This window comes from Natrinema hispanicum (genome assembly GCF_004217335.1).
Lineage (GTDB): Archaea > Halobacteriota > Halobacteria > Halobacteriales > Natrialbaceae > Natrinema > Natrinema hispanicum.
This window is the reverse complement of record NZ_SHMP01000003.1, coordinates 463,058-482,234: the sequence shown is the minus strand read 5'-3', so window position 1 is coordinate 482,234 and position 19,177 is coordinate 463,058. Positions and strand designations below refer to the sequence as shown.

Genomic DNA, 19,177 nt, shown 5'->3' with positions numbered 1-19,177 from the left:
TAGCGAATCAGGACTAACTGCAAGCCAAGGTCAATGAACTGTCGATCAAACTTGGAGGGGAACATTTTCCAGAAAATGAGCGACGGCGGAACCGGAGAAGCCCTCAAGATGGGGATGACCCAAGCCGGGAAACAGTCAGGGCTGCCCTTCGGGCAAATCATGGGATCGCTTTCGGGTGCTGCCCTTCAGGCGATTTACAACAACCGAAAGCAAGTAGATGTCACAGCGATGGGACGATATGCTCAGCGATCGCAGCGGTCGTCCGACGAGTCGACGTCATCGACGCCGCTTTCGATCCGACAGTCACTGGACTCAGATAGCTCGATTCAACGGCCGAACGACACGACAGCAACCGATGCAGAAATGCCCAAATCGATCGGCGGATTCGGTGCTGCCGAACGGCTGCAGCGAGCGAAAAGTCAGGCCGGATCGGCCACCGAACGGGTACCGAGCGGTTCACACCCCAGTGCTCACTGGAACGCCGGACGTAATGCTCCGACGTCGCTCCAGCGAACCACGGCGGCGGCACAGGATACGAGTCCAGCCGGTGAGACGCAGGTTCCCGACTCGGTTCGGGACGTGATTTCCTCGCCCGGCCGGTCGCTGAATCCGTCCATTCAGCGTGCGATGGAGGATCGGATGGGAGATTCGCTGGGCGACGTGCGGATTCACACCGGGCCGAAGGCGGCGCAGGCCTGCGAGCAGATCAACGCGCGGGCGTTCACGGTCGGCAATCATGTCGCGTTTAACTCAGGTGAGTACGATCCAGAGTCACCAGAGGGCCAGCACGTGCTCGCGCATGAGTTGGCGCACGTGAGACAGCAGACCGGTGGTGCGGTCTCGATGCTGCCGCAAGAACAGCGGGGACTCGAGATCGATCCTGATCCGCGGTTGGAACGTGAAGCTGAAGAGACAGCTCAGCGGGTAATGGAAGGCGGCGAGCTCGGCATTCAGCGGCTCCGTAAAACGGACGTGCACATTCAGCGGAAAGAGAAGGTTTCCCGACGAGAGTTTTTTACAGGGACGACCGGTGCCGAGGAGACGGCGGCCGCGCTCGAGGAGGTCACTGATCCGCAGTCACTGCTCGAGCGAGTCGTGTCCGGGGCGCAGGAAATCGACTGGGTCAGCGTTTTCAAGAAGGCAGGAATCGCTGCGTTCAAGTCGAATCCAGCCGCAAAGGCAGCAGTCTCTGCAGCGGATGAAATCGACTCGCAGCTGCGTGCTGACTCCGTTGCCGAAGGAGACTTGATCGCCACACTCGAGCAGCACGAGCCGCCTCAGAGTTGGGTGGAGACGATCGCTAAACAGGCCGCCGAAATGATTGGTAAAGACACTGGTTCAGGTAATTCACAGGGAGTCTTAGAGATGGGAGAGGTGAACTAATGAAGGCAGTTATTACTGGAGAAAACGACGAGCGTGTTGGGGTTAACCTTCTCGATAATAATGACATCGAGCATGGCATCGAGATGGAATTTGATGGTGAAATCAAATATCACGAGCAAGATGGCTATCCAGACAAGTTCGAGAACCGCTCGTTGATAGACGAGAACGAGCCAGTCAATCAGGCTCGCCGATACGCGAGATACTATGTCAACCGTGAGCGCGGGTACGACACGATCAATTGGCGAGAAGATCCGGATCGAATCCTCGCGGCCGCAGTCGCCGTTGCCGAGTTAGATCGTGAGACTGTCCTCGAGTATTTCGGTGGGTTGTACGCTCAGGTCCGAAGTCATTTCGGTGACGCTGACCGCCCCGTTCCGTTGCCGGAGGGCGCTGCTCCTGGTCATGTCAGCTACCAGCAGGACATCTATCTTGGCCTCGCAGACGACACGCTCGCGTCGCTGGCCGATCTCGGTGACGAACTCGAGGTGTCCACACTTCCCGACGAGCCTGCACAGTCCATCGAATCGCTCGTCGCGAGACTCCTCGAGGCAGCACCGGCGGACGCGGCCGTGCCAGAGCCGTCGGATCTCACGATCGACGTAACTTCGGGTGTTCATGTTCGCTGGGACGATGCCAGCGGCCAGTACCATCACGAACGCCACGGCCAACCCGACCTCGAGCGGGATCCGGACGCACGGTTCGACGTAAAACCGTTCGCACCGGACGGTGTCGAGGACTTTCAGTTCCAGCTCGTCCATAATCTCTGCTGTCAGGTCCGGGACTGCTACATCGAGATGGGTGTCGTTCCGCCCGAACCGTTTCGGATCAAAGGGCTCGGAAAACATCAAATCGCGACCCTGTACGAACACTACGACTACTATCAGCGGTACCACGATCCTAGCGCGACGATCGACTGGGACGCACTGGAACCTGCAGAACACCGCGATGGGCAACTGACTGACGTATAAGACGCATGGTCTGTCCCATTGGCCAGAATCCGATCGGTAATCAGTTGGGCAACGCTCGAGCGTTCACGGTCGGGGATTGGTCCGCGTTCGCGCGAGGCCTTCTGCGAATACCTCGATCACCACCTCAAGTGCCAGCTCAGGGAGTATTTTGTTCGGATGGGTATCTACCCTCCCGACCCGTGTCGTGTCCTCGGCAACGGCCGTCTCGAATCCATCGCTGCATACAAAATACTTGATATATATTTTGGGTGTCACGACCCCGAAGCGGAGACACTGCTATCGTAGCTGCCTGTGATCCCACGAATCAGCGCCCATGCGCTCGTGTGGTCTCACCATTCGATCGATACGCAAACCAATACAACACTCGAGGATTAAAATTTAGATATAGTGCAATAGTAAATACTAATACTTTGGGACTAAAATGAGGGAATATCACAGCGATGGGACGATATGCTCAGCGATCGCAGCGGTCGTCCGACGAGTCGACATCGTCGACGCCGCTTTCGATCCGACAGTCGCATACCGCAGACGCCACAGTCCAGCGGCCGAGCGACACATCAGCAGCAGATGGAGAAATGCCCCACTCGATCGGCGGACTCGGTGCCGCCGAACGCCTCGAGCGGGTGAGGAAGCGAACCGAATCAGCCACCGAGCGAGCAACGAACGATCCGCGTTCCGCAAAGCACTGGCATCGTGGTGCGCCAACGCCGCTCCAGCGAACCACGGCGACACAGGACACGAATTCGGCAGGTGAGACACGGGTTCCCGACTCGGTCCGGAACGTTATTTCCTCACCTGGCCGGTCGCTGGATCCGTCGATCCAGCGTGTGATGGAAGATCGGATGGGCGACTCGCTCGGTGACGTGCGGATTCACACCGGGCCGAAGGCGGCGCAGGCCTGCGAGCAGATCAACGCGCGGGCGTTCACCGTCGGCAATCACGTCGCGTTTAACTCAGGTGAGTACGATCCTGAATCACCAGAAGGCCAGCACGTCCTTGCACACGAACTCGCGCACGTCCGCCAGCAAACTGGCGGGGCAATCTCGATGCTGCCGCAGGAGGATCTCGGTCTCGAGATCGATCCTGATCCGCGGTTGGAACGCGAAGCTGAAGAGACAGCTCAACGGGTAATGCAAGGCGGTGAGTTAGGGATTCAACGTCTAGGTACAACAGAAGTACACATCCAGCGGTCGGAGAAGGGTGTATTGCCGTCGCTGAAAGACATCGTATACCACGGCGAATCCGGATCGGGGCTGCCGCTGACAGACGTTGATGACGTGTCCGGTCTCGATGAACGCCTCTACGCACTGGCAGAGAATCAGAATAAACTGCAAGCCAAAGTTGAAGCCCTCTCGAATAACCTCGAGGGGAACATTTTCCAGAAGATGAGCGACGCCGGAACCGGGGAAGCCCTCAAGATGGGGATGACCCAAGCCGGGAAACAGTCAGGGCTGCCCTTCGGGCAAATCATAGGATCGCTTTCGGGTGCTGCCCTTCAGGCGATTTACAACAACCGAAAGCAAGTGCTCGAGATTCTCGGACTCAAGTCCGAATCAACTCTTGACGAAGCCCAGGGAACTGGTGCAGGTAATGATCCGACTGGAGTGAGATAATAATGAACGGTAAGATTATTGGTGAAAATGAGAATGGTATTGGAATTGATGTTGATGACAATAACGACGTAATTCACGAAATTTCGATTGAAAAGGGAAGTTTGGAAATCGTGTATCACGAACAAGACGGCTACCCGGACGACCCGGACAGGCGAACGAGCGATGGCAACGAGATGGTCGATCAAGCGCGGGATTACGCCAAGTGGTACGTCGCGCAAAACACCAAGCACGACACGGCTCCCTGGTACCTCCGAAGTAATCGGATCGAGCAGGTCAAAGACGCCGTCGCGAACCTTCCCGAGGACGACCTGAATCGCTATTTCGATCACTACTATCGGCAACTGGCTGGCGCGTACGATGCAACTATCGCACAGCCACGTCCGGATCCCGTCCCGCCCGGTGCGGCGATGAACGAGTACCGCGAGCACAAACTCGATGTCTACCTTACTGACGATGGGAGCGACATCGACGCCACGTCCGACGTCCACGTGATGTACTACGCTGGCATCAATGACGATCGCCTCGTCCATGGCGATGACCCCTATCCAGCCCGAACACCAGATACACGCCTCGAGCACGTCGTTATCGACATTGACAGGGATCAGTTCCGAGAGTTCCTGACCTACCATCTTCGCTGTCAGATCCGGGATAGCTACCTCGCTCGTGGTGAGGACCCACCTGACGAGTATCGCGTTCTGGGTCCTGGGACGGACCACATGATGGTTCGGTGTATGAACCGTGACGCTGTTCCCTCATATCACGATTACAACGCCAACGTCAGCGGGTACCGTGCTGAGGATACGTTCAATGCAGGGCTGTTCGCACCACTGTTGAACCTCCTCTAAGCGATCAGTCCGCGATGCACGCGATAGAGGGGTACCACACAGAACGAGTATCCCGCACGCAGCTGTGTCGGGTCACGAAGAGCGCACCGCTCGGGAACGATTTCGAGCGATCGGTCGTCCTATGCGGACTCCTCGAGTCCCGGCACCGCTGCGGCCTCGTTTTCGAAAAAGGCCAGTCCGTGAATCCGGCTATCGGGTGTCAATTCGGGATGGAACGCGGTGCCGACGACGGGGCCGTCTCGGACCGCGACCGGCCGGTCGTCCCACGTCGCGAGTACCTCGGCGTCGCCAACCGAGTCGATCGCTGGCGCGCGGATGAACACCGCCGGATACGGCTCGTCGAGGCCCGCGACCTCGAGTGGCGCTTCGAAGCTGTCTTTCTGGCGGCCGAAGGCGTTGCGCTCGACTGTGACGTCGAGTAGCCCCAGTTCGTCGACTCGGTCATCGCCGGCGTCGCTCGAGGCAACGATGAGGCCGGCACAGGTCGCGAGTAGCGGTTTGCCGGCGGCGACGTGCGCCTCGATTTCGGGGGCGATGCCGTCGCTGTGGAGCAACCGCGAGATAGTCGTCGATTCGCCGCCGGGCAGTGCCAGCAGATCGCACTCGGGGACGATCCCCGCGTCGCGGATCTCGTGGACGGTGACCTCGCGGCCGTGGGCTGTGGCGGCGCGTTCGATGGCGGCGGCGTGTTCTTCGACGTCGCCTTGGACCGCGACGACGCCAGCAGTGAGGGACATGGCCGCGGGTATGGATGGCGCGTTCAAAAAGGTCGCGTCACGGGCTCCCGTGACGAACGATGACTGAAGTCGATGCCCGGCGGCGCTGGCCGGTGTCTGTACAGTGCTGGGAACAGTTCGGTTGGAATATGTCCTGCCCCAGTCTTACTGGCGTTGACCACGTCTGGGAAAGCAGTGATGAGTCACTCCGACGTGCGTCGATGGGAGTACAAGACGCTCAGACCACCCCGTGACGAAACGAAAAAAGAAGCCGAAGACCCGCAAGCGGCACTGAACGCGCACGGCGATGACGGCTGGGAACTCGTCGAGACGATCGATTACACGAATGGCGGGACCAAGTTTCTCGTCTTCAAGCGCCCGGCCGCGGTCGCCGGCAGTGCCAACGAGGAGTGACCCGACGTGAACGATCGCAACGACACCTCCTCTGACATCGGGACGGCAAACACGATGCGCGAGCGTGCCGGCGAGAGCCACCTCAAGATCTGGCTGCTCCTCGGCGCGAACCGCCTTCACGTAACCGCCGTCCTGACGCTGGTCGTCTTCGTCGGCTTCGTCGCGGCTGTCACCCTGCTCCCGAAGCCGCTGACGCCACAGTTACAGACCGGCGACACGATCGAAACGATGTTTTCGACGATGCTCTCGGCTATCATCACCGGGACCACGCTCGTCGTCACGATCGGTCAGCTGGTCCTTTCTCAGGAGAACGGGCCGCTTGGCGACCAGCGCGATCGAATGGAGAACTCGATGGACTTCCGGGACTTTACCGAGGAGCTGATCGGTTCACCTAGCCCGGCTGATCCGTCGACGTTTCTCCGGGAAATCGTCGGCGTAGCGCAGCAGCGAGCCGAAGACCTTCGCGAACAGGTCTCTGGAAACGACGCCGACGGGCTCCAAGAGGACGTCGACGAGTTCACCGATAGTCTCGTCGGCAACTCCGAAACCGTCCGCGACCAACTCGAGGGTGCGTCGTTCGGGACCTTCGACGTCTTGTTCGCCGCGCTCAACTACAACTACGGCTGGAAGATCTTTCAGGTCGAACGGATCGCAAACGAGTATGAGGACGATCTCTCCGAGGACGAACTGGCGCTGTTAGACGAGCTGAAGACCGCGCTGAGCCTGTTCGGCCCGGCGCGGGAACACGTCAAGACCCTGTACTTCGAGTGGGCGCTCGTTTCGCTCTCGCAGATGATCCTCTATGCGGCGGTGCCGGCGCTGGTCATCGCCGGCATCATGCTCACCGTTGTCGATGCGGGCACGTTCCCCGGACAGACACTCGGCGTCGCGAACATGACGTTGGCGATCGGACTGGCGTTTACGATCACGCTCGTGCCGTTTCTGCTGTTTACGGCCTACGTGCTCCGGATCGTCACGGCCGCAAAGCGCACGCTCGCAATCGAGCCACTCATCCTCCGCGACTCACAGCGGTAGGCTACGATTCGGACGACGTTCCGGTCCACCGAGTACCGACCCATCGTCGACGTCGCTCGGCTATCGCAGTCACTATGACGCGCTGCTCGAGACGCTGCTGAAAGGGAACGGGTCGAGAGAAGGCGAGTTACGAGATGAACGTCAGCAGCTGAACGAGCACGCCCAGCATGACGCCGAACGCGATGACCGTCTTGGGGTCGATACGGATAGCGTTCGAGTCCTCGGAGTCGAAGTACCGGACGAGTCCGGCACTGGACATCAGCCCGCCGGTGTTCTGTCCTTTGTCCATATCCGTTCCTATGGGCCCCCGGAACTAAACCTTTCGACCGACCGTCCGTCGAGAGAATGGGCTGCGATGGCAGTGGGAAACCCTTATGCGCAGCGCGTGGCAACTAGAGCTGACCGCATGACCGTCACACTCAAGGACTTCTACGCTGACTGGTGTGGCCCCTGCAAGACCCAGGACCCGATCCTCGAGGAGCTCGAGGAAGACTGGGAGGGCCAGTTCGAAGTCGAGAAAGTAAACGTCGACGAACAACAGGACGTCGCCAACGAGTACCAGGTTCGATCGCTACCGACGCTCGTCATCGAAAACGACGACGGTATCGTCGAGCGCTTCGTCGGCGTCACCCAGCGTGACGACCTCGAGGACGCCCTCGAATCCGCCGGCGCGTAGACGACCAGCAGCGATTATTCTCGTTTCATTGACCGACGAGCGGCCGCGCTGTCACGGGTTGTTCGTCGCGCAGAGGGAGACGACCGTACGAGATCTAGACCCACTTCACGCCGACGTCGTGCATGTCGTCGTTGTACTTCGCGATGTTGATGACCAGCGGCGTGACGCTTTCGACTTCCGCCGCGTTGGCCAGCGGGCCGGCCGCAAGCGCACGTAGCCCCTCGAGTTCCCCTGCGAGATTCAGGACGGTGTCGCGGGCCGCCTCGTCGTCGGCGACGACGAGCGTATCGAGATCGAGGTCGGTCTCGAGGTCGGCGAGTGCGCCGGCCGCGAGGTTGTGGAACGCGCCGACGACGGGCACCTCGTCGGGAGCCCGCTCGGCGACGAGCTCGGTTACGCTGCCGGCCGACGGCGGATGATAGTGGAGGCCATCTTCGTCACCTTTCATGCCGACGGCGGGGGTCACGAGGACGGTGTCCGAATCGAGGCTGTCGGCGACCGCCTCGACGGTGTCGCCGACGTGGTACGGCGGAACGCTGCACACGACGATGTCCGCGCGGTCGGCGGCCATTTCGTTGGCGAAGCCCTTGATGTCGACCGAGTCGGTGTGATCCTCGAGTGCCGCCTCGTACTCCGCGACCGCGTCGCGGGCCTTCTCGGGATCCCGAGAGCCGATGAGGATCTCGTGGCTCGTATCCCGCGCAAGCCGCAACGCGAGCCCTTCGCCGATATCGCCAGTGCCGCCAAGTAGTGCAATTCGCATACGAATGTCTCGGGACGGAACGCGAATAAAAGGGCGGGAGGGCGGCCGATCTCGCCGCGTTCTCGAGCGGCGGCTGCGCTCGACCACCTCCTATGGCGCGTCGTCTTCGGTGGGGTTCATCGCCGCTCCGAGCCCGCTGTCGTAGGCGTCGCGTTCGGTCACCTCGCGGAGCCGCTGCTCGAGGCGCGTCTCGAGTTCCTGCCGGCGGTCCGCGTCGACGTCTGGTTCGCCCGCGAGTTCACGAACATCGTCGCGAGCCGCTTGCAACACGGCGACGGCGTCCTCTGTCTCGAGGTCGGCAGCGCAATCGAGCGCGCGTTCGACGGTCGCGAGCGTGGGCTCGGTCATAGCGGCGGTTCACGGGGAACCGGGATCAACGGCGGGCCAGAACACGCCACGTCCGAGCGGAGGTTCCATTAACTGGAACGATTCACACACCGATCGCACAGCCGCCGCGCGATCGGGTGTGCAGTGACTTTCAGTGGCTACTATACCTAACCCCCCGACGCTCCGGTATGGCCCATCCTGCCCTCATCGCACACCGTGGCTACGCCGGCATCGCACCCGAAAACACCGTCGAAGCAGCCACACGCGCGGCCGCCCACAACGAGACCGCGATGCTCGAGATCGACGTTCAGCCGGCCGCCTGCGGTACCCCGGTGGTAATCCACGACGAGCGCCTCGATGGGAGCCGCAACGGTCGCCCATTGACGGACGCTACCGGACTCGTCTGGGAGACACCGCTCGAGAAACTGCAGGAGACGCACGTGCTGGGAACCGACGCGACGGTGCCGACGCTGGCCGAGTTCTTCGCGGCCGTCCCCGAAACGGTCGGCGTCAACGTCGAACTGAAGAATCCTGGGACGACGGAACTGCGCGTCGGTGAGTCACTCTCGCCGGCTGACCGCGACCAGCGCCGCGAGGTGTGGCAGCCGTTCGTCGAGCGTGTCGTCGCCGACTGTGCGACCTTCGGCGGCGACCTGCTGTTCTCGTCGTTCTGTGAGGGTGCGATCGCAGCGCTCCGAGCGGTCGCCGACTACCCTGTGGCACCGCTGGTGTGGGACGACCTCGAGGCGGGTCTCGAGATCGCACGGCGCTACGATTGTGAGGCGATCCACCCGCCACGGAACGCGATCGCCGGGACGCACCTGGCCGAGACGGCATATGCCGGCTTTCCCGCAGCCGAACCCGCGATCGACGTCCTCGAGGTAGCCCACGCGGAGGGGCGTGCGGTCAACGTCTGGACAGCGACGAACTGGGTGCAGTTCGACGCGCTCGCGGCGGCCGGGGTCGACGGCATCGTCGCCGACTATCCCGGGTTGGCTCGGGACTCGAGTGACTAGTGGTTCGTCACGCCTGGCGTTGCGGGTCGAACCGATCGCGGTTCTCTGGTTCGACTCGCACGTCGACGCGTGACGGAGTACTAGATCGATCCGGTTGGGACCGCAGCTTGCATCCATCGTTGCTCGAGTCACGATGGAAACTCGTCTCCTGGTCGGATTGCCACTGCGTGGTTCGGTCGATAAGTAGTGCCTGCAGATGCGTCGTGTACCTTGATATATGCTATCGTGGTAAGACGGCGAGTATGAATCTCTGTCGCGTACCGAGGTGCTGTCTCGGCCGGTGTTTCGAACCGCTTCGTCACAGCGTCTCCGACGTGACGATGGCTGTGTGGGGCGCTACCCGGATTGTGGGGGTGGTGACCGATGAGTGAGTTCCCGCCGCGAACGACGATCAAGCGCTGGCTGGTGACGACGAATCACAAGGACGTTGGGATTCTCTACTTGTTTACTGCGCTGTTCCTGCTTGTCGCCGGTGGCGTCCTCGCGTTGCTGTTCCGGATCCACCTGTGGGAAGCGGGCGGGATCGGCTTCCTGACGAACACGCAGTACAATCAGGCGGTGTCGGTCCACGGGCTCTTGATGGTGTTCTGGTTTATTTCGCCGCTTGGCTTCGCATTTGCGAACTATGTCGTCCCCTTACAGATCGGGGCGAAAGACCTCGCTTTTCCCCGGCTAAACGCGCTGAGTTACTGGTTTTATCTCTTTTCCGGAATTCTCATCTTGCTGTCCTTTTTCCAGGGGACCACGTGGGCTAACGGCTGGTACATGTACGCCCCGCTGAACGTCCCGATCTACAATCCCGGCTACACGCTGACGATGGGTGGGAACACGACGATCCTCGCGTTGACCCTGTTCGTCATGTCGGTCACCCTCGGCTCGGTGAATTTCTTGACGACGATCCACTGCTGTCGCGCCGAGGGGATGGGTCTCTGGAACATGCCGCTGTTTACCTGGGGGACGCTGCTGACCGTCTGGATGATGTTGTTTGCCTTCGCGGCGCTGCTTGCCGCGCTTATTCTCATGCTCTCCGATCGGCTCTTTCTCACTCAGTATCTTTCCTCGACGGCCGATGGCTCGAGCCTGCTGTGGGCGCACATCTTCTGGTTTTTCGGCCATCCGGAGGTCTATATCGTCTTCTTCCCCGCGCTGGGGATCATGTTCGAAGTCGTCCAGACCTTTACCGGTCGCCGGCTGGTCGGTCGCAAGTGGGTCATCATCGCGATGGTGCTGGTCGCGATTCAGTCGTTTTTGGTCTGGATGCACCACATGTTCCTGACGACGATCAACCTCCCGATCAAGACGCTGTTTATGGCGACGACGATCGGGATCTCGTTACCCTTCGATCTGATGGTCTTTTCGATGATCTATACGATGGTCAAAGGTCGAGTGCGGTTTACGACGCCGTTCCTGTTTGTCCTCGGCGCGCTCCTGTTGTTCATCCTCGGCGGGATCACCGGCGTCTTCCTCGGTGCGGTCGTCCTCGACTACGAGCTTCGGGGCACCTACTGGGTCGTCGCCCACTTCCACTACGTGATGGTCTCCGGTGTCACCGCGCTGATCGGTGGCCTCTACTACTGGTGGCCGAAGATCACCGGGAAGATGTACGACGAACGGCTGGGGAAGCTCAGCTTCGCCATCTACTTCGTCGGCTTCAACCTGCTGTACTTCCCGATGTTTCTGGCCTGGGAGACGCCCCGCCGGGTCTTCCACTACAACGAAGGCGCACAGCTCTACCAGCAGCTCGCGACCGTCGGCGCGTTCGTCCTCGCCCTGTCGATCCTGCTGGTCTTCATCACGCTCGCACAGAGCATCCGCTCGGGACCGGACGCACCCGACAATCCATGGCAGTTTGCACGCACTGCCGAGTGGGCGACGACTTCGCCCCCGCCGCTGGAAAACTGGCCCAATCGGCCCAGCTACGCCAGCGGAAGCCTCGAGTTCGTCGACGACACGCCCGCGACCGATGGCGGTGCGGTTGCCCACGGCCGGGCGGGACAGGCCGAATCGCTCGAGACCGAACACGAGGATCACGCGAGTATCTGGCCGTTCGGGATCGGGATCGGGATGTTCGTTACCTTCCTCGGACTGTCGGGGTTGACTCCCTTCGTCGCCGAGTTCGCAACCGCACGCGGGGCGGAATTCGCCGGGTTCCCTCCACCGAGTGGGCCGAATATTCTCTATCCCGTGCTTTCGGTCGTCGGCGTCGGCATCCTCGGATACACGCTCTTCGAGTACGGCCGCGAGCAGTTCCACGCACCGGAGATGGAGATCGCCGAACGCTGGCCGTTCGAGGGCGTCGACACGACCAAGATGGGTGTCTGGTTCTTCCTCGCGTCGGACGTCGTCGTCTTCGGAGCCGTCATCGGCGGCTACGTCTTCATGCGACTCAGCACGGGCTGGGGCCAGATCGAACCCGTTCCACCATCTGCGATCGTCGGACTGGTCAACACCTACGTGCTGTTGACCTCGAGTTTCACGGTCGTTCTCGCGTTGACCATGGCCGAACGCGGAAACAAACGCGGCCTGCTGGCGTCGATGGGCGCGACGCTGGCACTCGGGCTCACGTTCCTCGCGGTCAAGGGCTATGAGTGGAGTCAGGAGTTCGCCCACGGCATCTACTGGTTTACCGACCTCGAGTATTCGATGTACTTCGTGACGACTGGCCTGCACGCCTTACACGTCATTCTCGGCTTGCTCATCGCCGGGTTCATGGTCTACCGAGTCCTGACCGTCGACGCCTATCTCGAGGACGACCGGCCAGTCGAGTACTTCGGGCTCTACTGGCACTTCGTCGACATCGTCTGGGTGATTCTGTTCCCGCTGTTCTACCTCATGTAGCGCAGGCCCGTTTTTGATTCGACTCGACGCGCGTCGAGTCGTCGGCACTGATGCTTTCATCCGACAGGATGAAGCACTCGGTTACAAGGCGACCGTCGCACAAGAGCCGACCATGCAACTCTCGCGCGTCGTCGATAGACTCGATGAAGAGCTCCGAACCGCAGACTACGCCGACCTCGATGCGAGTGCGAACGGCCTGCAGGTCGGCCCGGACGAAGCCGACATCGAGCACGTGGCGTTCGCCGTCGATGGCGTCCGCGAGACGTTCGAGAATGCGATCGCAGCCGACGCGGACCTGCTGGTCGTCCACCACGGCCTCTCGTGGGGCGGGATCGACCGCGTTACCGGCCAGACCTACGACCGACTCGCGCCGCTGCTCGAGGGCGACCTCGCGCTGTACGTCTCACACCTGCCGCTCGATGGCCACCAAGAACTGGGCAACGCTGCCGGTGTCGCCGATGTGCTCGAACTCGAGGATCGCACGCCGTTCGGCGAACTCGGTCCCGAATACATCGGCCAGCGCGGGACGGCAGCCGACCCCTACAGCCCCGACGAGTTACGCGAGCACCTCGAGGCCGCCCTCGACACTGGCGGCCGGCCCGTTCCAGTGCTCGATTTCGGCCCCGACGAGATCGAGGACGTGGCGATCGTCACCGGCAGCGGGACCGACTGGCTCGACGAGGCTGTCGAAGCTGGCGCGGACGCGCTCGTGACCGGCGAAGGGAAAGGGAAAGTCTACCACGAAGCCAAGGAAGCTGGGATTCACGTCTTCCTTGCAGGCCACTACGCGACCGAGACGTTCGGCGTGCGCTCGCTGCAGGAGATCGTTGAGGAGTGGGGGCTCGAGACGACGTATCTCGACGTGCCGACGGGACTGTAGTCACTCCCAGCAGGGAGTACAGAGAATCCATATATCGAAGCAAATCCCGATACATCTAGCCCTTGCCAAGAATTGCATGCAAGATGTAGAGATGGGTTCAGCACACGGATTACTCATCAGGGACTCGATCAATTCCGTCGTGGCGGTCGTGGATCGACACGCGTCCGTGTCCCAGTGTCGAGGCCTTCTCCTCAAGTTGGTGGACGAGTTCCGCGCTGGGTTGTCCATACACGTCGATGGCATCGAGATCAATGAACTCGCCGATCGGGGGGAACTCGGGACCCGCAACCTCCATGTGATACGCTAATGATGCAGAATCGGCGTGCGTGTGCACGACGGTCATTCGGGTGCCGTCCTCACTGAAGTAAACGTCGTACGACAGGATGTCGGGTTCGTTGGCGTCGACGAACTCCACCAGGTCGGTCATCGCTCCCTTGAGTTCGTCCAGTTTCCCGTCACGAACCGCTGATCGGTCTACGTAGACAATCATTTCAGATTCCTCGGCTCTCCATACGTCGTCTGTCAATGTGGGTGTTTCCCACACAACATTGGTTTCTATGAACCCGCAGGATACGCGCCTTGTATCTTGCACGGGTCCAAGAACATCTATCACAATTGGCATGGGTCCTGATGGTCAGTACGCATTGTGGGTGAGCGATTCTATGACTCTCTCGAGGCGACGGAACAGAGTGAACCGCGACGTTCAAACCGGTGGCTCGCGCATGCGAAAACATGAGCGACGAGCACGATCACGACAGTGACGCCGCCGATGGCGACGCGGACGGCCACCACGAGCCTGAGCGTGAGACCTTTTCGCACGATCCGATCGGCCACGCCGAAGTCCGGGCCGGGATGACGGTCGGCGAACTCGCCGACGAGTATGGCAATGCTGGCGTCGGCGCGGCGAACCTCCACGAGGCCGTCGACATCACCGAAGCGATGTTCGACGACGACGTGACCGTCTTCTTCAGCCTCGCGGGCGCGATGGTGCCGACCGGTATGCGTGCGATCGTCGCCGACCTGATCCGTGACGGTTACATCGACGTGCTGGTCACGACGGGGGCGAATCTCACCCACGACTCGATCGAGGCCATCGGCGGCAAACACCACCACGGCGAGGTGACTGCCGAGGGCAAAACCGAACGCGAACACGACGAGCAACTGCGCGACGAGGGCGTCGACCGCATCTACAACGTCTATCTTCCACAGGAGTTTTTCGCGACGTTCGAATCGCACCTGCGCGATGAGGTCTTCCCGACCCTCAAGGCGGAAGGCGTCGTCTCGATCCAGCGGCTCACCGAGGAACTCGGCCGGGCCAACGCCGACGTGAACGAGCGCGACGACGTCCACGAAGATCCCGGCATCGCCGCTGCAGCCTACGAAAACGACGTACCGATCTACTGTCCCGCCGTCCAGGACTCCGTGCTGGGCCTGCAGGCGTGGATGTACTCCCAGACGTCCGATTTCTCGCTGGACGCGCTGGCTGACATGACGCCGCTGACGGACATCGCCTACCATGCCGACGAGGCCGCCGCGTTCGTCGTCGGCGGCGGCGTCCCGAAGAACTTCACCCTCCAGACGATGCTCGTCTCGCCCGACGCCTACGACTACGCCGTCCAACTGACGATGGATCCCCAACAGACTGGCGGCCTTTCCGGTGCGACCTTAGATGAGGCCCGCTCGTGGGGCAAACTCGAGAAAGACGCCGAGAACGTCTCGGTCTATGCCGACGCGACGATTACGCTTCCGCTCGTCGTCGCGGCCGCGCGCGAACGACTCGAGAACTGAAGCGAGCGCAGTCGGTCGAGCGTTACTCGATCTCGTCGTCGTAGGTCCGGTAGGTCGCCGAGCCGATCTCGATCCGGACCAGCGTGTTCTCGGCGTAGGCATCGGGGCCCGCCCCGTACTTCTCGTTGATCCGGCGGCGGGCGGCAGCTGTCTCAGCCTCGTCGTCGATTACCGTCGCCGTGCCGAGCAGCGACACCATCCAGCGTGCCTGTCCTGCCTCGTCGTGCTGGATCGAGAGGGAAACGCGTGGGTTTTGCCTGATGTTCGCCAGCTTTCGGCCCGTCGTCACGATTTCGACGACCCCGTCGGCGTACCGATACCAGACCGGCGCGACGTGGGGCCGTCCCTCGACGCAGGTTCCCAGGTGGGCCATCAGCGGCTCGCGCTCGAGCAATCGTTCTGCCTCCGGTGGAACGGTTGACACAGTGGGATCGTCGACGGTGACCGAGAAAAGCGTCAGCCCTGACTGTCCGGAACCTCGGCTCGCGAGACGCCCTGGAAAATAGTCGGCCTCGTTTCGCGCCGGTCCCACGAAACCGACGTCCGTCACGGCGGCAGCGACTCGCTCGTCACGGCTATCGATACGCGAGGCATCACTGGCACGTATTCCCAAGCTGTCGATATAGTAGCCGGTCACTGCCGTTTTCGATCGTGCCCATCACATCGATTCCAGTCGGCCACCTCCCAGTCCCGAGCGCGGCTCGATGGCTGTCCTGACAGTGACATCTTCTACCATGGCAATTGCTTTCTGACACCATTTGCTCGAGATGAGGTTTATCATGAACTTTTATAACCATGGAGGCGGTATGAGGGTGTACAGATGTCGGTCGTACACGTAGCAGCCTGAGTTCATTGCCGACCAGTACCGATTTCGACGACATTACCACCCGACCGACATGCACACAGAATACCTGACCCGATCCGAGCCCGAGCCCGAACCCGAACCGACGACCGACCGAACGCGAGCGACACCCGCGAGCACGACAACGACCCCGCTCGAGGACCCGCGAACGGCGACTGACCGCGCCCCCCGGATGTTTTCCTATCGGAACCGGGCGCGACTCGAGAACCTGGTCGACGAGTGGAACGCGGCGTTTGCGCCTGGAACCACGGACGAAGCGGCGTAAGGAAGACCTGTTCTGTCGAATCCAAACCGTCTTTGGAGCGACGGCACTACGTTCGCCTGGCCGATGACGATGCACCCGCTCCGAGCCGGACTCGGCATCCGGTCGTGACGAGCCCTATGAGTGCTGAGGCCATCGCCTTACTCGCCCATCTGATCGTCGCCGTCTCGTTGTCCGCTTCTCAAGAGGCGTCGATTCACACCACTTGCCTACATAAACCGGGACCAAACCGAGTGCTGCTCGACGTCGTTGAGGATCGATCGCAGCTCCTCGAGATCCACGCCGTCGGAAGGTGGTGACTCGGCCCTCGAGTCGCGCCTGTGCTCGCGATCGGACTCGACGAACGACTCGAGGTCGAGGTCGTCGATCATCGCCGGCGAGGAAATCGACGCGATGAGGCGCAGAATCGACCGGTTCACTTCTTTCATCGCGCGGCGCAGCTGACGAAGACCCGAGAGCCGCTGTCGGGTCTCCGCCGGGAGATCCGCTTCGGAAACGGACGTGTCCGGTTCGATGTCTAGTTCGGAGGGGTCGATGACGATGTGGACGTTCCCGATATCGTCGAAGTGAATGCGCTCTCTGTGCTGTCGCAGCCGATTGATCCGGTCGATCGTATCATACACCTCGAGCAGCGACCGGCGAACGTCGGGCGAGAGTCGAAGGAACATGCCAGTGTGCTTTACTTGGTCAAACGCCGTCGTCGAGAGGGAACTCGGAAACGAGACGACGTATCTGATCTCCAGTCTCGTTCCCGGAGGAACTTCGATCGGCAGGTCAACCTGCTGGCGCTGCAAGTCGCCCGTGAGGAGCGTGGCGAGATCCCGCATTCGTTCGGTGTTTTGCTCGAGTTCGGTCTGGATCGCCCGCAGCGACTGAATTTCCTGCCACTGATTCCGCAAGTAGAACGTGAGGAAGACGGCGAATAGCGCGGTGACGCCACCAGCGAGAATCGAGATCACGGCCTCCGTCTCCACCATGTACTGTGCAATCGTGAGCAGTGTACAAATGCTGCGTGGGCGGTCGTAGGCGTCCCACGCTCGTGCGGGCGGCAGCTACATGGCGCTTGCGCTGGTCTCACACACATGGTCACGGAACGGTATCGATTCGAGTGTCGTGACGTTGCGGATTGCGACGTGGTCGTCTACAGCGAGTTCGAGGAGTCGATATACGAGGCCGCACGGTCTCATCTGAAGGACGTCCACGGGCGTGACGTCTCCGACGAAGACATCGAACCGTACATCGAAACGCTCTGACACGGGTTGTTGCCCTGAGTTCCCGGCGCACTCGCATGGTGGGCTGTGAGTGGTCCGAAACCCACTGACAGCAGTCCGTATGATCCTGCCAGCACATCACGGCCGGTCGCAGGTCACGTTCTATTACGATCGCTGTCGGACGTGAACACGGAGCAATGATAGGGCCCGCGTTCGGAAACAGTGCGAGTGCGTCAGCCTCGGCCGACGCCTCGATGCTGATCGATCGACACTTGCCCGAGTTCGACGTCACGGTGGTCCGACACGCCGTCGTGGACGCCGATCCCGAGACGACCTACGACGCAATGCTCACCGCTGATCTGCTGGATACCGGGCCGATCGTCCGCGCCCTTGGGCGCTTGCGAACCGCCCCGATGGTGGTGTCACAGCGTCTCCGGGGTGTCTCCGGGGAACCGGAACCCGACCAGCTTCGGTTCGTCGACGTGCCGAAGACCGACGAGTGGCTGCACCTCGAGGACGCGCCAGGCGAGGAGTTCGTCTTCGGTGCAGTCGGAAAGTTCTGGCAGCCGGCGATCGAGTGGCGACAGATCGAGCCGGACGCGTTTGCAGCCTTCGACGAGCCGGGCTATGCGAAACTCGCGATCAGTCTCTCCGTCCGATCGGACGGCGAGGGGCGGACGCTGCTGTCCTACGAGGCACGCACAGCGACGACCGACGACCGCGCCCGCCGTAACTTCCGGTGGTACTGGCGGATCATCGGCCCGTTCGCAGGTTACCTGATGTCGCGCTCCCTCGAGCGCATCAAAGCTGATGCGGAGAGACAGGCGAGTCGGGAACCGACGGAGCCCAGTGCCGACGTGGAGAATCGCGACCGTTCGAACGGGCCAAGCAGCCGACGAATCGCAACGGCCATGCTCGTCCTCGTGGCCACGTACCACTTCGGGGTTCGGCCCTGGCACCGTCGCTGGGGAGTCCCTGCAAGCGAAGTCCAAGCACCCCTGCCCGGTGACGATCTGCTCCCGGACGCGACGGATCAGGTCACCCATGCGGTCGAGGTCGATGCCCCCGCTGAGGCGGTCTGGCCGTGGCTTGTCCAGATCGGTCAGGGACGCGGCGGCTTCTACAGCTACGACTGGCTCGAGAACGCCGTCGGTGCCGACATTCACACTGTCGATCGAATCGTACCGGAACTCCAGGTCCTCGAGGAGGGTGACACCATCAGGCTGGCACCCGAAGACTATCCCGGCTCGTCACCCGAATCTGTGCCGACAGTCGCGCGTCTCGACCCCGAGCGAGCGCTCGTCCTCAGACCACCCGGCGAATCGCCGGCGTGGACGTGGGCGTTCGTCCTCGAGCCGATCGACGAGGATACGACGCGGCTGTTCGCACGCATGCGATCGAAGCCGCGACAGTCGTCGATCGGCCCGTTCTCGGAGGGGTCGCCGCTTCGCGCGATCACCAACTACCTCTTCTGGGAGCCAGCGCACTTCGTCATGGAACGGAAGATGCTCACGGGGATCAAGCGGCGTGCCGAACAGGCGAAACAGGTAGATTCGTTCTCGACAGCGTGAACGAGCGGA

21 protein-coding genes are annotated in these 19,177 nt (G+C 61.4%); 14 read left to right on the top strand and 7 right to left on the bottom strand.

All coding sequences use genetic code 11. The features are described from left to right. Positions 1-75: 75 nt before the first annotated feature. The 4 genes from BDK88_RS21685 to BDK88_RS03135 all read left to right on the top strand — a co-directional run bounded on the left by BDK88_RS21685 (position 76) and on the right by BDK88_RS03135 (position 4,809). Entirely contained in the window at positions 76-1,383 is a 1,308-nt protein-coding gene (locus BDK88_RS21685) for an eCIS core domain-containing protein (RefSeq protein WP_242611601.1), read from the top strand. Beyond that, positions 1,383-2,351 (top strand): hypothetical protein, encoded by a 969-nt coding sequence (locus BDK88_RS03150; RefSeq protein WP_130499128.1) that lies wholly within the window; start codon positions 1,383-1,385, stop codon positions 2,349-2,351. Before BDK88_RS21685 ends, BDK88_RS03150 begins: the two co-directional genes overlap by 1 nt. A gap of 440 nt (positions 2,352-2,791) precedes the next feature. Then, complete coding sequence (locus BDK88_RS03140; protein ID WP_242611600.1) at positions 2,792-3,964, top strand: eCIS core domain-containing protein; 1,173 nt, start codon at positions 2,792-2,794, stop codon at positions 3,962-3,964. Positions 3,965-4,074: 110 nt separating this feature from the next. After that, on the top strand, positions 4,075-4,809 hold the full coding sequence (locus BDK88_RS03135) for a hypothetical protein (RefSeq protein ID WP_242611599.1): 735 nt from the start codon (positions 4,075-4,077) through the stop codon (positions 4,807-4,809). Between the two features lie 119 nt (positions 4,810-4,928). Here the strand turns inward: BDK88_RS03135 and pdxT are convergent, their stop codons facing one another. Further along, positions 4,929-5,546, bottom strand: a complete 618-nt coding sequence (gene pdxT, locus BDK88_RS03130) for a pyridoxal 5'-phosphate synthase glutaminase subunit PdxT (protein WP_130499127.1) — start codon at positions 5,544-5,546, stop codon at positions 4,929-4,931. 177 nt (positions 5,547-5,723) lie between these two features. Here pdxT and BDK88_RS03125 point away from each other — a divergent pair, with 177 nt between their 5' ends. Beyond that, positions 5,724-5,939, top strand: coding sequence for a DUF4177 domain-containing protein (locus BDK88_RS03125; RefSeq protein ID WP_130499126.1), 216 nt, complete (start codon positions 5,724-5,726; stop codon positions 5,937-5,939). Positions 5,940-5,993: 54 nt separating this feature from the next. Continuing rightward, positions 5,994-6,974 carry a hypothetical protein gene (locus tag BDK88_RS03120; protein WP_130499781.1) on the top strand — a complete coding sequence of 327 codons (981 nt, stop codon included), beginning with the start codon at positions 5,994-5,996 and terminating at the stop codon, positions 6,972-6,974. Between the two features lie 127 nt (positions 6,975-7,101). Here the strand turns inward: BDK88_RS03120 and BDK88_RS03115 are convergent, their stop codons facing one another. After that, the gene (locus BDK88_RS03115; protein ID WP_008010615.1) at positions 7,102-7,263 is read right to left on the bottom strand and encodes a preprotein translocase subunit Sec61beta; all 162 of its coding nucleotides are present in this window, start codon (positions 7,261-7,263) and stop codon (positions 7,102-7,104) included. Between the two features lie 66 nt (positions 7,264-7,329). On the opposite strand from BDK88_RS03115, the gene BDK88_RS03110 reads away from it, so the two are divergent. Beyond that, positions 7,330-7,650, top strand: a complete 321-nt coding sequence (locus BDK88_RS03110; RefSeq protein WP_242611598.1) for a thioredoxin family protein — start codon at positions 7,330-7,332, stop codon at positions 7,648-7,650. A 94-nt stretch (positions 7,651-7,744) separates the two neighbouring features. Here BDK88_RS03110 and npdG read toward each other — a convergent pair whose 3' ends face one another. Both npdG and BDK88_RS03100 read right to left on the bottom strand, forming a co-directional pair. Beyond that, complete coding sequence (gene npdG, locus BDK88_RS03105) at positions 7,745-8,413, bottom strand: NADPH-dependent F420 reductase (RefSeq protein ID WP_130499125.1); 669 nt, start codon at positions 8,411-8,413, stop codon at positions 7,745-7,747. A gap of 90 nt (positions 8,414-8,503) precedes the next feature. Further along, positions 8,504-8,761, bottom strand: a complete 258-nt coding sequence (locus BDK88_RS03100) for a hypothetical protein (RefSeq protein WP_130499124.1) — start codon at positions 8,759-8,761, stop codon at positions 8,504-8,506. 167 nt (positions 8,762-8,928) lie between these two features. On the opposite strand from BDK88_RS03100, the gene BDK88_RS03095 reads away from it, so the two are divergent. The 3 genes from BDK88_RS03095 (at position 8,929) to BDK88_RS03085 (ending at position 13,474) form a co-directional block, all read left to right on the top strand. Next, positions 8,929-9,756 (top strand): glycerophosphodiester phosphodiesterase, encoded by an 828-nt coding sequence (locus BDK88_RS03095; protein ID WP_130499123.1) that lies wholly within the window; start codon positions 8,929-8,931, stop codon positions 9,754-9,756. Between the two features lie 363 nt (positions 9,757-10,119). After that, positions 10,120-12,594, top strand: coding sequence for a cbb3-type cytochrome c oxidase subunit I (locus tag BDK88_RS03090; protein WP_130499122.1), 2,475 nt, complete (start codon positions 10,120-10,122; stop codon positions 12,592-12,594). Positions 12,595-12,706: 112 nt separating this feature from the next. Next, the gene (locus BDK88_RS03085) at positions 12,707-13,474 is read left to right on the top strand and encodes a Nif3-like dinuclear metal center hexameric protein (protein WP_130499780.1); all 768 of its coding nucleotides are present in this window, start codon (positions 12,707-12,709) and stop codon (positions 13,472-13,474) included. A gap of 109 nt (positions 13,475-13,583) precedes the next feature. Here BDK88_RS03085 and BDK88_RS03080 read toward each other — a convergent pair whose 3' ends face one another. Next, on the bottom strand, positions 13,584-13,964 hold the full coding sequence (locus BDK88_RS03080; RefSeq protein WP_130499121.1) for a putative quinol monooxygenase: 381 nt from the start codon (positions 13,962-13,964) through the stop codon (positions 13,584-13,586). A 242-nt stretch (positions 13,965-14,206) separates the two neighbouring features. Between BDK88_RS03080 and BDK88_RS03075 the strand changes: the two genes are divergently transcribed. Then, entirely contained in the window at positions 14,207-15,262 is a 1,056-nt protein-coding gene (locus BDK88_RS03075; protein ID WP_130499120.1) for a deoxyhypusine synthase, read from the top strand. 22 nt (positions 15,263-15,284) lie between these two features. Here BDK88_RS03075 and BDK88_RS03070 read toward each other — a convergent pair whose 3' ends face one another. Then, the gene (locus BDK88_RS03070; protein WP_130499119.1) at positions 15,285-15,686 is read right to left on the bottom strand and encodes a pyridoxamine 5'-phosphate oxidase family protein; all 402 of its coding nucleotides are present in this window, start codon (positions 15,684-15,686) and stop codon (positions 15,285-15,287) included. A gap of 472 nt (positions 15,687-16,158) precedes the next feature. Between BDK88_RS03070 and BDK88_RS03065 the strand changes: the two genes are divergently transcribed. Further along, positions 16,159-16,389 carry a hypothetical protein gene (locus BDK88_RS03065; RefSeq protein ID WP_130499118.1) on the top strand — a complete coding sequence of 77 codons (231 nt, stop codon included), beginning with the start codon at positions 16,159-16,161 and terminating at the stop codon, positions 16,387-16,389. Positions 16,390-16,595: 206 nt separating this feature from the next. Here BDK88_RS03065 and BDK88_RS03060 read toward each other — a convergent pair whose 3' ends face one another. Then, positions 16,596-17,363 (bottom strand): hypothetical protein, encoded by a 768-nt coding sequence (locus tag BDK88_RS03060; RefSeq protein ID WP_130499117.1) that lies wholly within the window; start codon positions 17,361-17,363, stop codon positions 16,596-16,598. A 105-nt stretch (positions 17,364-17,468) separates the two neighbouring features. Here BDK88_RS03060 and BDK88_RS03055 point away from each other — a divergent pair, with 105 nt between their 5' ends. Further along, positions 17,469-17,639: a DUF1059 domain-containing protein gene (locus BDK88_RS03055; protein ID WP_092930637.1), complete on the top strand. Its 171-nt coding sequence runs from the start codon at positions 17,469-17,471 to the stop codon at positions 17,637-17,639. 155 nt (positions 17,640-17,794) lie between these two features. Next, complete coding sequence (locus tag BDK88_RS21505) at positions 17,795-19,168, top strand: SRPBCC family protein (protein ID WP_207225247.1); 1,374 nt, start codon at positions 17,795-17,797, stop codon at positions 19,166-19,168. Positions 19,169-19,177: the final 9 nt, after the last annotated feature.